14 protein-coding genes and 1 pseudogene are annotated in these 12,077 nt (G+C 37.7%); 12 read left to right on the top strand and 3 right to left on the bottom strand.

Features of this window, described 5'->3' with window-relative positions; translation table 11 throughout:
- The first annotated feature begins 144 nt into the window (after positions 1-144).
- Positions 145-441 (top strand): hypothetical protein, encoded by a 297-nt coding sequence (locus WKU33_RS18370; protein WP_336252063.1) that lies wholly within the window; start codon positions 145-147, stop codon positions 439-441.
- 252 nt (positions 442-693) lie between these two features.
- Positions 694-891 carry a group II intron maturase-specific domain-containing protein gene (locus WKU33_RS18365; RefSeq protein ID WP_336253608.1) on the top strand — a complete coding sequence of 66 codons (198 nt, stop codon included), beginning with the start codon at positions 694-696 and terminating at the stop codon, positions 889-891.
- 204 nt (positions 892-1,095) lie between these two features.
- Here the strand turns inward: WKU33_RS18365 and WKU33_RS18360 are convergent, their stop codons facing one another.
- Complete coding sequence (locus WKU33_RS18360; RefSeq protein ID WP_336252062.1) at positions 1,096-1,830, bottom strand: hypothetical protein; 735 nt, start codon at positions 1,828-1,830, stop codon at positions 1,096-1,098.
- 331 nt (positions 1,831-2,161) lie between these two features.
- Here WKU33_RS18360 and WKU33_RS18355 point away from each other — a divergent pair, with 331 nt between their 5' ends.
- A complete protein-coding gene (locus tag WKU33_RS18355) occupies positions 2,162-2,662 on the top strand; it encodes a glutaredoxin family protein (RefSeq protein WP_336252061.1) in 501 nt (166 codons plus the stop codon).
- A 180-nt stretch (positions 2,663-2,842) separates the two neighbouring features.
- On the opposite strand, the pseudogene WKU33_RS18350 reads toward WKU33_RS18355, so the two are convergent.
- A pseudogene (locus WKU33_RS18350) lies at positions 2,843-3,506 on the bottom strand (thioredoxin family protein); the annotation flags it as partial.
- Between the two features lie 624 nt (positions 3,507-4,130).
- Positions 4,131-5,159, bottom strand: a complete 1,029-nt coding sequence (locus WKU33_RS18345) for a ketopantoate reductase family protein (protein WP_340456013.1) — start codon at positions 5,157-5,159, stop codon at positions 4,131-4,133.
- Between the two features lie 172 nt (positions 5,160-5,331).
- On the opposite strand from WKU33_RS18345, the gene WKU33_RS18340 reads away from it, so the two are divergent.
- The 9 genes from WKU33_RS18340 (at position 5,332) to WKU33_RS18300 (ending at position 11,590) form a co-directional block, all read left to right on the top strand.
- Complete coding sequence (locus tag WKU33_RS18340) at positions 5,332-6,813, top strand: methyl-accepting chemotaxis protein (protein WP_340456011.1); 1,482 nt, start codon at positions 5,332-5,334, stop codon at positions 6,811-6,813.
- A gap of 6 nt (positions 6,814-6,819) precedes the next feature.
- Positions 6,820-7,092 (top strand): hypothetical protein, encoded by a 273-nt coding sequence (locus WKU33_RS18335; protein ID WP_156856940.1) that lies wholly within the window; start codon positions 6,820-6,822, stop codon positions 7,090-7,092.
- Entirely contained in the window at positions 7,089-7,232 is a 144-nt protein-coding gene (locus WKU33_RS18330; RefSeq protein ID WP_156856941.1) for a DUF5344 family protein, read from the top strand. Before WKU33_RS18335 ends, WKU33_RS18330 begins: the two co-directional genes overlap by 4 nt.
- 16 nt (positions 7,233-7,248) lie before the next feature.
- Complete coding sequence (locus WKU33_RS18325; protein ID WP_188856897.1) at positions 7,249-7,593, top strand: T7SS effector LXG polymorphic toxin; 345 nt, start codon at positions 7,249-7,251, stop codon at positions 7,591-7,593.
- 302 nt (positions 7,594-7,895) lie between these two features.
- Positions 7,896-9,011, top strand: coding sequence for a glutamate 5-kinase (proB, locus tag WKU33_RS18320; protein ID WP_156856943.1), 1,116 nt, complete (start codon positions 7,896-7,898; stop codon positions 9,009-9,011).
- Positions 9,008-10,255, top strand: coding sequence for a glutamate-5-semialdehyde dehydrogenase (locus WKU33_RS18315; protein WP_156856944.1), 1,248 nt, complete (start codon positions 9,008-9,010; stop codon positions 10,253-10,255). The genes proB and WKU33_RS18315 overlap by 4 nt, the downstream gene beginning before the upstream one ends.
- 431 nt (positions 10,256-10,686) lie before the next feature.
- On the top strand, positions 10,687-10,827 hold the full coding sequence (locus WKU33_RS18310; protein WP_336252056.1) for a hypothetical protein: 141 nt from the start codon (positions 10,687-10,689) through the stop codon (positions 10,825-10,827).
- A 47-nt stretch (positions 10,828-10,874) separates the two neighbouring features.
- On the top strand, positions 10,875-11,141 hold the full coding sequence (locus WKU33_RS18305; RefSeq protein WP_255454388.1) for a hypothetical protein: 267 nt from the start codon (positions 10,875-10,877) through the stop codon (positions 11,139-11,141).
- Positions 11,138-11,590, top strand: a complete 453-nt coding sequence (locus WKU33_RS18300; protein ID WP_156856947.1) for a phosphotransferase family protein — start codon at positions 11,138-11,140, stop codon at positions 11,588-11,590. The genes WKU33_RS18305 and WKU33_RS18300 overlap by 4 nt, the downstream gene beginning before the upstream one ends.
- Positions 11,591-12,077 lie beyond the last annotated feature (487 nt).

Genomic DNA, 12,077 nt, shown 5'->3' with positions numbered 1-12,077 from the left:
CCAGTCTTTTTATGGTTTTGTCGTTATTACCATTATACAAGATTTGGGTGCTTCTTTTTTCAACTCTCAAGACCGTTGGGAGACAAGGACTGTGAATTATGAAATTCATTCAATTAGTATTTAAAATAACAGGAGTGGATTAAAATGAACACAAAGAAAATGAAATTGATTTTTACCCCAATAGTTTTCTTAGTTTTTGTGTCAGCTTGTGTAGTTTTTATAATCAACTCGACATCCAATTATTTTTCCTTCAATGTAATTTCATATTTTTGGCCTTTCTTATTTTTAGTAGGTATAGCCTTTGCAGTATATATTATAAAGAATTTCAGAACAAATAACTTACTCAATAATATTCTTTCTATAGTTGTCTTAAGCCTATGTGTTTCATCTTTAGGTTTTTATGGATTTTTCTTTTATCTAGGAAAAGTGTTGGGGGCATAAAAATGGAAAGGGAAGGGAGTAGTCCTTCGCTTTTTTATTTGTGCGTAAGGCATGGCGACTATCTAAGTGGTGCAAGTCCACTGTGGGGGTATACATCAACCAACCACTAGAGAAAAAAGGATACTCAAAAGCAGTTTCTACTATGATTCCAATAAGAAGCAATGTCAATCTAGACCAAATCAACATTCAATCCAGAATTTCCAAAGAAAATTGCGTCAGTTGACGAGACGGAATTGAAGCATTTCTTTAGATATGAGAAAACTGAAACAGGTCATTTACGGTTGGGTTAACTATTTTAAAATTGCTAACATGAAGGTAGTGCTTGGAGCAATAGATTCAAAACTTCGATCTAGATTACGAGCATCATTTGGAAACAATGGAAGAGTAGTAAGAAAAGAATTAAATCATTGGTTCAACTTGGTATTCAGGAAGGGGAAGCTTAAAGCTTAACATACTGCCGAAGGGCTATCGCTTTATCGAAGGTCGTTCACCGAGTAATGTCCAATAAACGATTAAGGCAAAGGAGTATCCCCTTTGCCTTAGATTCCTACTCAAAAGTACACACTGTAATATAAACCGCCGTATACGGAGGAACCGTATGTACGGCTGTGTGAGAGGGGGAGAAAGTTACTTAACTTTTCCCTCTACACGATTTTAGCAAACTGACCCCAACTTACCTTGGGAACATAACAAACCGAATTCAGCAATCATCCACCAGCCTGGATCCGAAGTACGATTCGCACAGGTGTAAAGTTGATAGTCGCATCCATCATCACCCTTACCGAAGTTTGCCCAACAACGGTCGTGACTCCGGCAACAGCTATCAAGTGGATTAATAGGTGTTTGTGTGAAGTTTTTCCCATTACAACCACTACCACAATATCTATAGTAGTAGTACTTACCTTCCCCGGAACTATAAAAGATCAAACATCCCTCATACCAAGCTGCCGGAGCTACTTCAGAAATCTCATCCGCACCTTGTGGATTTTTAAGTTCTTCTACAAACAAGAAATACTCCGCATTAAATTCTATTTGATTCTCAATTTTTACTTCTTCGTCTTCTACAATAGCTTTTACTACCATCTTTTCACCAAATTCATTAATCGTTGAAAAATGGGCTTTTACACGCAAATCCTCACCTTGCTTCAGAGCTTGGATAATAACTTCATCGTGCAATCTAACAAAGATAGCAGCTACTTTAACTCCTTCTCCATTCTTATCAGGAGCGAATGTTAATGACATTGTTTCGGTTTCTTTGACTTCGACATCTTTATGATGCTTTTGTATTTCAGATATTAATAAAACAAAGTCTCTACTGAGATTAAGCTCTTCAATCAGTTCATTTTTCTTAGTCATCTCTAATTCTTGCGATTTAACTAGGATAGCCATTCATTTCATCCTTTCAATTTTAATCATTTTATGCGTTAACAGCCGCAACCTTCCCAAACTATACGCCCAGTAGGGAGAACTTTGTATAAACCCGGACAATCATTACCATATCCACAACATCTTCGATCAGGTGCACAATATATTTCGGATAAAGGAAGCACAACCTTCTTTTCTTCATCGTGGTTCATTAATTTTCACCTCTTTTCCCTTCTTATTTTTAAAAGGTGGTTTTAATTCTTCCAAACTAAAACGTTTTTAATTTATTTTTTTGATTTTCATTTATCGAACCTCACTTATATATATAAACGTACAATAATAAGGAGGATTAGTAATGAATTCAACAACTTCTGTAAAGGTTTTTATTAACCCTACCTGTGGACCTTGTAATGAATTAAAAAAATGGTTGATCAAAAATAAGATTCATTTTATTGAGAGAGATATAATCAATGATGTATCATCAGCAAAGGATTTTAAAAGTATTGGTGGAAAATTTACTCCTACTACAATTATTGAAACCGATACAGAAAGTTTCAAAGTGATTGGGAACAGTCCCTATAAGATTTTAGGAATTCTATCAAAAATTAAAAAGCAACAGTCACAAAAAAGGAACGATTTTATGACTAATGAATCCCCTATTGTGAGCGAAATCAAAAAATTCAACCAAATAAAAATTGATTTATTTAATCTATCAAAGTGCCTTGAATTTTGTAAGGACAAACAGGAAAAAGAAGAGATTTTTAAAAAAGTTCTTGAATATAGTGTAGATCTTAAAAACACCAAGGAACTATTAGAAAATGAATATCAAATTAAAATCTGTAAGTGTATGTTTTAAAAATAATTAGACGAATGAAGATAAATAAAGTGTAAAACTAAGCTTTTAGTAAGAAGCGTGTAAGCTTTCTTCTTAACATAGTTTAGTTTACACTGCAATTCTTGTTCATCTTTCCATGTATTCCAGTTTGATAGCTTACTTTATGAACCATTATTTAACAACCCTTAAATAAGGTTTCTGTATTTGATTGGATTCGATATCTTTCACGCGTTGTGTGTTCATAACATCGATATTGTACGCGTCGACATGCTGTTTAATACTTGCAGCGAGCGAGTCACCACTCGTTTCTTTTACACTGATAAAGATTTCTATGGAGCTAGTATCAAGAATTTGTCCGCCGAAACGGTCTGTAACCATCCCAGTGCGGATGCATTTTCTCGCGGCATAGATAGCAGCACTGCCACCTGTTGGTCCACCACCGACAACGAGTACATCATAAGGATCTTTATCCTCGAATTCGGATTGGTCTGCTGTGCTTCCTAATTGATTCAGGATTTCCTCCAGTTCCATACGTCCGCCACCCCATTCATCACCATTGAGGTGGACGGTAGGTACAGCCATGATATTTTTGCTTTTGACTTCTTTTTTAAAAGCGCCGCCTTCAATCATGGTGTGGGTAATGCAATGCTAGGATTTATGACAGCCATTACGTTTAATGCCTGCACAACAACTGACAATTATGACAGCTTAGGCTGACGTACGTTTCAAAGTGATATGTCCCATCAAGCTTTTTAATATGATCAATCAGTTTCTCATACACTTTTGGGGCCCGTCCACTTACTTGAAGGAGAGCGAGGATGAGGGAAGTAAATTCTTCGCCAAGAGGCAGACCAGCAAATATAATGCTAGTATTTTTGTTTGAAATATTTTTAAATAAAAGAGTAACTCTTCTGGTGTACGGCCGCTGCTTTTAACCTATATATCTACTTTACGACAGTATTATAAGCATACTTGGGAGTCGTAAGTGCTATGCAGGAAGAAAATATATTATGAACGTGTCTTAAAAGATTGGAATGACTTGAGGGTATGATACCTTCCCTCTCTTTATAGAAGGGAGGGCATAGAAGTATGGAGCAGGTTTTGATTCTGATTACGTCTGTAGTCAATCTGATAATAGCAATCACTAATCTGATTGTCATATTATTAGACAGAGACAACAAAAGGCGTAAAAAGAAAAAGAACTCTAAACGCTCACAACGTTAGAGTTCTAAACCACATGGGAGGGGAGTAAAATCTCCTCCTAACCATAATCTATGTCAATCATACCCTCTTTATTCAAAAAAATCAACATAAAGGGTGAAAATTATGGTGGCTGCAGCCTTAATGATTTCAATTGTGGCTCTTGTGGTGTCTGTAATCAATTTAGTAATTGTATCTAAAAACCGAAAATAACGATGGTTGTATAATGAAAAGTACATAAAATTTTTTATAATGAAAGCTGTGTTTGCAAATAATAAAATGAAGTGATTTAAGAAAGTAACTCTCTAAAATAAGCAAGATTCTCATCAAATTCAGGAAGCCCTTTTCCTTCCTCGGCTTTCTTCACCAATCGCACAAGTAAATCATTAAACGGAGTGTTGATGTTCACTTCTTTTCCTTTCGAAGCTACAAACCCATTAATATAATCAATCTCCGTTCTTTGTTTCTTCTCAAGGTCTTGCAGCATACTTGCTTTCAGTAAAGCTTGTGGGCCAAATGCTTTTTTCGAAAAGCCAATAGCTTGTGGTAAGTTCGATTTGTCTGCAGCAATATTAAAGATGTTTAAATTAAATCCAGCAAGTTCGTCAAACTCGACACCGGATGCAGTGCCAACTTTAATCGTTTCATCGGCTAACATGACAGCACTCGTTACTGCAACTTCATCCTTTAAAACATCTCCATATGTACAACCTAAAGCAGCGGACATACCACTCATCGCGACGTTTACTAGCAATTTTGCCCACTTTGTTCCGATGAGATTTGCAGAAATTGTTGTGTTACCTACAGCATCAAGAATGCCTTTAATTTGTTGAATGCGGTCTGTAGTTGTTCCATCTAACTCACCGATTTGGAAAGCATTTGCTTGGAAAGACTCAGCAGCTGTTGTTAATTCAGATACCCCGGGCTCGACCCACGTTGCTCCAAATTCAACTGATCCGCCAACTATTCGTTTCTTTCCTAAAATAGAAGCTAAGGAATCTTCTGGAACTCCATTTTGTAATGATAAAACAATACTATCCGTATCTAAGTGCGGAGTGAGATTTTTCAAAACCTCTGTATTATACAATTGCTTCGTTAATAAAAGCACTAAATTATATTGGCCTTCCATTTGGTCCGGTGTGATTGCTTTTACAGGGATCGTTTCATTTATCGTACCAGTAATTGTAGCGCCCGATCGATTTAAGGCATCCACATGCGCCTGATTAACATCGATCAGCTCAACTAGTTCGTTATTCTTAGATAAATATGCTCCAATGATTGTCCCTAAGGACCCTGCACCCATAATTGCGATTCTCATATTGCTTCCTCCTAGTACATAAGTTGTGATAACATAGGATAGTATACTGTACTTTTATGGAAAAATCATGTGGAGTGAATAAATACATATATTTATAGTTTGATTTAACATTGACCCCAGATAACCGATAATAGAAGCGGGATGAATGAGAAAATAGAAAAAGGAGATTGGCATGAAACAAGATACATATAACACACAGCGTGTTCATAAGGTTAACTTATTTCTGATGATTGCAACCGTTTTACTTTTAGTAGTACCAATTGTTTCTTCACGAGGTGTGGATGACACGGTTAGTATTATTATAGCGGGAGTTTTAGTTATTGTTTTATCAGTCGCTAATTATTTTTTACCTTTTCCGCCATATGTAAAAGGGTTAATCTTCGCCTTACTGCCATTAATTGTTGCGACATCAATGTTTTATTTAGATGGTTTTGCTTTAAATAAGCATTATATTATTCTTTTGTCTATCGCAATGGTGACACTCTATTTTAAAGAAGAACTTATACTTATATTTATTGGCATTGTTAATCTTGCATTTATTGTAACCTATCTGAGCGAACCGGAAGAGCTGCTCGGAATCGATAGTGACTTTAAAGGATTTATTACGGTACTAGCGTTAATTAATGGAATAATGGCTGCTTTATACTTGTTGACGAAATGGGGAAGAGAGCTAATTGATGAGTCCTATCGCAAGGAAATGGAAGCCCAGCGCTTGACCGAGCAATTACAAGCAACCATACATACGATTGAGGAAAATACGCATACACTGGATGACAATATTGACCATTTAAACACAAATATTACAACGATTTACGATTCCAGTCATCAAATTAATCAATCGGTGGAAGAGATGGCAGCAGGAATTCAAGAAGAGGCGGGTAGTATTAGTTCCATAAGTGAAGCGATGGGGGATTCCGTTGAGAGGGCAAATCGATCAATTTCGATCTCGCGGGATATTGTAAATAAATCAGAGGCGATGAACGAAAACGTGCAAGAAGGCTGGCAGAAGATCAGCCAGCTTAATAATCATATGTCCACTGTAAATACTGCAATAAGTACAACTGCCGTCACGGTGAATGATTTGCAGACAAGTCTAGAAACCGTTAATTCACTCTTGCAGGGGATTAAGGATATCGCAGATCAGACGAACCTACTTGCGCTGAATGCTGCAATTGAATCGGCTCGTGCTGGTGAACATGGAAGAGGTTTTGCGATTGTAGCGGATGAGGTTCGCAGATTAGCGGAACAAAGTGCCAATATAACCGTTGATATTGAAAACGTTACAACTGAACTCTTTGACAAATCGCGAAATGCGCACGATCGATCACTGCAAGGAGAATCTGCTATTAAAGAAGGAGAAAAAATATTAGAGGAAATTTCTGCATATTTTGCTGAGATAAGAGATTCTTTCCAGTATACAAATGAAGAGCTCGCTACAGGGATGGAAGAGATACAATCATCGACAAGAAACTTTAAGGATATTCAAGCCCAAATAGAAAGTGTGGCAAATATTTCAGAGGAAAATGCATCAGCCACAGAGGAAATTGTTGCTACGATAGAAAGTGAACATGAGTTAATTGCCAATATCAATGAGGCGATTGAAGAGATCAATAGGTTGAGTGGGGAATTAAAAGGGATTGTTGTTGGGGATTGATCAATTATGAAAAAAGCTGGAGTCGCAGGGGGAAACCTCTCGACTCCAGCTTTTTTAACACACTTCCAAAAGAAGTCTCCCTCTTCAATTGGAAGCGTGGAATTATTGGCGAGTTATAAAGACATTGGAACGGTTCAATTAAACACTGTTCTGAACAGATTAGAACAAGAAATAGAGACTCTCGAACAATCAATCACTAGCTTACATGAACAAATTGCTTCGACCAACTCAAGTATTTCTGCTTTAAAAGAAAGAAGAGAGGAGCTTCGCAATCAATGACTAAAGAAATTAAACTGAACGAGGCCAAAGTAAAATCTGCATTATCGGAATTGAAATCTATTGCGGATCAGTTTGAATCCACTTTCTCCAGTATGAAGGAAGAAGAAAACAAGCTAGACATTTTTTCAGGAAGCACATGAGAAGTTTTTAATCCATTTGTATGAGATTCTAATTGATTTTGAAAACGGATTGAAGCGGATGGAACAAGCAATCCAGTCGTTTGAATTAATTCCAAATGTAAGGATTGAGCAAAGTTTTTTAGAAAATGATATTAATTACGGACTGCAAAATGTTAAGAATACAACACTGAATTTGACAGATGCTGCGAACCATACGATACAAAGTGTCCGCGATATTGTTACTCTGCCACAGCTCCATCCTGATGAATTGATCCATCGGGTCCGGCAAGGCGAAAAGCAAACCAAGCAACTCGTTGAACAGTTCCCTATTGACAATCTTATCTTTCCTCGCCATAATAGTGTACATATATCCGAACGGTGACAAAGGAATAGTATGCAGTACTTGCTATGAAAGAGAGTGGAATTTATAAGCTGAGAGATTCCGCCATAGACAACCTGCAGAACCTGCCTTTGGAGTCCCATGCAACACATGGGCGCGAGATCAAGCGTTATTGATGAAGTGGAATGTGCATACATTCAAGTAATGGTGGTACCGCGGAAGCAAGCCCTTTCGTCCTTATAATATAGGATGAAGGGGCTTTTTTAGGTGGATTATAACCAGATTTATCACTTTATTCTGTAAAGTAAGTAAAGCGTTAATAGAGTAAACGGAGGAAACAGAAAATGCGTAGACAACGAATTGTAGTCAAAATCGGCAGTAGTTCACTTACGAACGAAAAGGGTGAAATAGATCAGCAAAAACTGGATGAACATGTTCGTGCACTTGTTGCGCTAAAGGAAGCTAACCATGAAGTAATCCTGGTATCTTCAGGTGCAGTTGCGGCAGGTTTCCGCGGACTTGGTTATTCTTCAAGACCGGTAACCCTAAAAGGTAAACAAGCAGCCGCGGCAATCGGACAAAGCATGCTGATTCAGACATATATTGAGAAATTTAGTTCCTTCGATATAAGGGTAGCCTTATTATTGTTAACTAGGGATGACTTTTCAGACCGGGAGCGCTACCGAAATGTTTATGCAACGATGACAGAACTGTTGGAAAGAGGCGCAATACCAATCATCAATGAAAATGACACTGTATCAGTTGAAGAATTAACATTTGGTGATAATGATATGCTATCCGCTTTGGTCAGTGGCTTTATCCATGCCGATCAGCTCATTATATTAACAGATATTAATGGAATTTATAATGGAAATCCGCGAACGAACCCCGCCGCAGTAAAATATGACTACTTAGATGGAATAACAGAAGAGATGATTCAAGATACAGATTCGACTGGATCGAAGGTAGGCACTGGAGGAATGAAATCAAAGCTAATCGCAGCCAAAACCGCAACGATGCTCGGCGTTCCTGTCTTTATCGGGCACGGGAAAGGCCATGATAAACTCATCCAAGTTTTACAAGGAAATGGCGATGGCACGTATATTGCGAGCCATTCCAAAGCTCCAATCAATACGAGAAAACAATGGATTGCGCTCCATTCTGAAGCAATGGGGAGAATTTATGTGGATAAAGGAGCAGAAGAAGCAATATCCAATCAAGGAAGCAGTTTACTTTCAGCAGGAATATTAAAAATAAGCGGGACCTTTGAAAAGGGTGATGTTGTCCATGTGTATGGAATGCATGATTTACTTGGAAAAGGAGAAATAAGCTGTTCATCTGATGAACTCGAGCAGACGATCAAAAGCCATAGCGATAGAGAAAAAGTCACACCATCTATCGAAGTAATCCATCGTGACGGTTGGGTTAGTGTAGAAAAAATAGGGGAGGCATTACCATGAGTGAAGTGATTCAAAAAGGAAAGGCTGCGAAAAAAGCAAGTTATGCTATGTCAAGCGCAACAACAGAAGAGAAAAACGAAGCACTGTCCTTGATTGCAGCGCAATTACTTAACGATCAAGATATGATTCTTAAAGAAAATGAAAAGGACCTTACCGCAGGACGTGAAAGTGGGCTTACTTCATCTGTATTGGACCGAATCATGTTAAATCAGGAAAGACTAGAAGGGATTGCTGCTGCGATAGAGGAAATCATCGTACTTCACGATCCGATCGGCGAAATCCTGGAAACAATCCATAAAGACAATGGGATGAAAATCGAGGAGAAACGTGTCCCGCTTGGAGTTGTCGCGATGATTTATGAAGCTAGACCGAATGTTACGGTCGATGCAGCAACCTTGACACTCAAAACGGGAAATGCAGTTATTTTAAGAGGAAGCTCCTCCGCTAAAAATTCCAATCTAGCGCTAGTGAACTCAATCCACCGTGCTATGGAAAAAAGTAAACTACCCGTTGATGCTGTTCAGCTAATTGAGGATACGAGTAGAGAAACAGCTAGCGAATTATTCCGGTTAAATGATTATTTAGACGTATTAATACCTCGCGGTGGTAAAAACTTGATTGATACGGTTGTTCGAGAAGCTACCGTACCGGTAATTGAAACAGGTGCTGGAAATTGTCATGTATTTATTGATCAAACTGCAAAGCAACCGATGGCAGAAGCGATTGTTTTAAATTCGAAATTGCAACGCCCATCCGTATGTAATGCAATTGAGTCGCTTTTAATCGATGCTTCCTGGTTTGCCGAATATGGCAAGGAGCTTTTAGAAAAGTTAAAAGTGAATGATGTACAGATTTATGCTGATGAGCGGGTTCGTGAAGATTTCCCTGACGTTCTTGAAGCATCGGAAGAAGACTGGGCGAATGAATATCTCGGACATGCCATTAGTGTTAAAGTGGTGGATTCACCGCAGGAAGCAATCGAACATATTAATCAATATGGAACAAAGCATTCTGAAGCGATTATTACGGAAGACGCTCGAAATGCTGAAATGTTCCTACAACATGTGGATGCAGCGGCAGTTTATCATAATGTATCGACTCGCTTCACGGATGGATTCGAGTTTGGATATGGTGCGGAAATTGGAATAAGTACGCAGAAGTTACATGCAAGAGGGCCAATGGGACTCAAAGCATTAACTTCGAGTAAAGTGCGTATTACAGGAGATGGGCAGGTTAGAAGTTGATATTTAGCGGAATTCCAGAAGAGTTTTTTTTAAAACCAAAGGGTCAGACCAGCTGCACCACCGGCTCACTTTTATTTAACTAAGAAAAGCCTCTCAAAAGTTCAGTGAACTTCTGGGAGGCTTCATTAAAATCTTTGGTTTAGGTTGTCGTGTTACTTTATTAGTACCTACCAGTGGTTCTCAACATTTCTTCTTATATATTTTTTATAAGGAATCGTGAGGGGGGAGAGTATAAAGGTTGATACGACAGTTATGGTAACGTTTACAATTAAGCGGGAATATGTTATAATATATACAGTAAATCATATACTATTTTTTATTTAAGAGAGCCCACCTTTGGCTCTTTTTGAATGTATAGGAAACAATAAATAAAATTGCTGCCGAATGCATGCATGTTTTCTGTACTAATAATATTAAATGGAGGGGGTCACATGGATAAAAAATTGATGAGCTCGTTGATTGAAAATACACTGAATATTCCGGTATCGAGTATTGAAGATATGAGACGGACGCCCGGTGGGATGACAAATGACAGTTATTTTGTCACAGTCAATGGGGAAAATATGTCGTAAGGATTGCTGGCAAAGGAACTGACGAATTAATTGACCGCCAATCGGAAATGAATAATCTAATATATGGAACAGAAATTGGAATAAATCCAGAACTTATATATTTTGATATAGAAAGTGGGCTAAAGATTACTCGGAAATTAGAGTCTTCGAAAGCATTAACTCCAGAATTGGCAAGAGAAGGTCAAATCATGCAAAAAATCATTAACCTGTTCCAGCGACTTCACTATTCTAAGAAGCCAATGACCAATCGGTTTGATTTATTTGGATTAATGGGACACTATAAAACCTTGTTCAAGAGGTCCAACCTTTCATGATGGAAAAGATTGCACATATGAAAGAGCATATATTGGCCTTAAAAAAAGAGTATGAAACGATGGAAGTGATAGAGGCTCCGTGTCATATAGATACGGTTCCTGCCAATATTTTAGTAGATAAGAAAGATCAGTTGTATCTGATTGATTGGGAATATAGCGGAATGTTTGACCCAATGTGGGATATAGCGACATTGTTTCAAAGATTATTTTTCACAGAGGAAGAACAACTGTTTTTCCTAAAAACTTATTTTGGACGCGATCCTAGACCTGAAGAAATGCAGCGTATTTTGTTGCATGAAATTTTCCAAGATTATTTATGGTGTTTATGGACGATTTATAAAGAGGCAAAAGGCGAAGATTATGGAGCGCTTGCAATGGAACGCATGGAGCGAGCTATGAAAAATATTGCGGAATACAATACGACGTATAATTTTGATGATGTTGTATGACCAATTTATCACGTATTAACGGTCTGTAATACCCCCTCTCTAAACATGAAGGAAACCTAATATGTGAAGGGGGAAACAGTTCGTAAATTCCTGTTTCTGTTCAACTAACATTTAGTGGGGGGAAAGGATTCCCCACTGAATGAGTTTCACTTTATAGTCGTATCAAGGGCTTTTCTAGAAGAGGAAGAGCCCTTTTATATTACCGCAGAAAAGTAAAACCTAACCTTTTGCTTAAGTTACATTATTTCTTTCCGGATCACCAATGTTTAATTTATCTAAACATTCACTTTACATTATCCGAATAAAGTGATACTATCAATCTCAATTATACATAGGAGCATACCAACAAAGCACAAACAAAAGGGGAATCAGTCATGGATGTAATCAACAAAATAAGTAACATAGCCGGTAAATATTTCGCGCTTATTATCATCATTTTTTCAGTCATTGCTTTCTTGGTTCCGGAGTGGTTTTCTTCATTTGGATC

The sequence above is a fragment of the Oceanobacillus sp. HCA-5259 genome (genome assembly GCF_037892815.1).
Classification (GTDB): Bacteria; Bacillota; Bacilli; order Bacillales; family Amphibacillaceae; genus Oceanobacillus; species Oceanobacillus indicireducens.
This window is presented reverse-complemented; position numbering and strand designations above follow the sequence as displayed.

Coding starts and splice junctions, on each gene's coding strand:
- WKU33_RS18345 (WP_340456013.1), bottom strand. CDS start 5,159: ATGAGAATCGCAATTATGGGTGCAGGGTCCTTAGGGACAATCATTGGA.
- proB (WP_156856943.1), top strand. CDS start 7,896: ATGCGTAGACAACGAATTGTAGTCAAAATCGGCAGTAGTTCACTTACG.
- WKU33_RS18335 (WP_156856940.1), top strand. CDS start 6,820: ATGAAAAAAGCTGGAGTCGCAGGGGGAAACCTCTCGACTCCAGCTTTT.
- WKU33_RS18355 (WP_336252061.1), top strand. CDS start 2,162: ATGAATTCAACAACTTCTGTAAAGGTTTTTATTAACCCTACCTGTGGA.
- WKU33_RS18310 (WP_336252056.1), top strand. CDS start 10,687: ATGGATAAAAAATTGATGAGCTCGTTGATTGAAAATACACTGAATATT.
- WKU33_RS18300 (WP_156856947.1), top strand. CDS start 11,138: ATGATGGAAAAGATTGCACATATGAAAGAGCATATATTGGCCTTAAAA.
- WKU33_RS18365 (WP_336253608.1), top strand. CDS start 694: ATGAGAAAACTGAAACAGGTCATTTACGGTTGGGTTAACTATTTTAAA.
- WKU33_RS18360 (WP_336252062.1), bottom strand. CDS start 1,830: ATGGCTATCCTAGTTAAATCGCAAGAATTAGAGATGACTAAGAAAAAT.
- WKU33_RS18340 (WP_340456011.1), top strand. CDS start 5,332: ATGAAACAAGATACATATAACACACAGCGTGTTCATAAGGTTAACTTA.
- WKU33_RS18315 (WP_156856944.1), top strand. CDS start 9,008: ATGAGTGAAGTGATTCAAAAAGGAAAGGCTGCGAAAAAAGCAAGTTAT.
- WKU33_RS18370 (WP_336252063.1), top strand. CDS start 145: ATGAACACAAAGAAAATGAAATTGATTTTTACCCCAATAGTTTTCTTA.
- WKU33_RS18305 (WP_255454388.1), top strand. CDS start 10,875: ATGAATAATCTAATATATGGAACAGAAATTGGAATAAATCCAGAACTT.
- WKU33_RS18330 (WP_156856941.1), top strand. CDS start 7,089: ATGACTAAAGAAATTAAACTGAACGAGGCCAAAGTAAAATCTGCATTA.